1 protein-coding gene is annotated in these 620 nt (G+C 62.3%); it reads right to left on the bottom strand.

What is annotated here, in order from left to right; all coding sequences use genetic code 11:
* A partial coding sequence (locus ACGLHS_RS32295) for a hypothetical protein (protein ID WP_394486087.1) occupies window positions 1-620 on the bottom strand: 620 nt, incomplete at both ends.

Raw genomic sequence — 620 nt, forward strand, 5'->3', positions numbered from 1 at the left:
ACGAGCAGCATCAGCAGCTTGTCGACCTCGACGTCCACCGGAATCAGTAGCCTGTCCACGTCGACCTCGACCGGCCTGAGCACAGCAACCAGCAGCATCGACAGCTTGTCGACCTCGACGTCTACCGGGATCAGCAGCCTGTCGACTTCGACCTCGACCGGCCTGAGCACCGCGACGAGCAGCATCAGCAGCTTGTCGACCTCGACGTCCACCGGAATCAGTAGCCTGTCCACGTCGACCTCGACCGGCCTGAGCACAGCAACCAGCAGCATCGACAGCTTGTCGACCTCGACGTCTACCGGCTTGAGCACCGCGACCAGCAGTATCGACAGCCTGTCGACCTCGACGTCTACCGGGATCAGCAGCCTGTCGACATCGGCCTCAACCGGCCTGAGCACGGTGACGAGCAGCATCAGCAGCTTGTCGACATCGACTTCGACCGGAATCAGTAGCCTGTCCACGTCGACCTCGACCGGTCTGAGTACAGCAACCAGCAGCATCGACAGCCTGTCGACATCGGCCTCAACCGGCCTGAGCGCGGCGACGAGCAGCATCAGCAGCTTGTCGACATCGACTTCGACCGGAATCAGTAGCCTGTCCACGTCGGCCTCGACCGGTCT

The sequence above is a fragment of the Variovorax sp. VaC1 genome (assembly GCF_043658315.1).
Lineage (GTDB): Bacteria > Pseudomonadota > Gammaproteobacteria > Burkholderiales > Burkholderiaceae_C > Variovorax.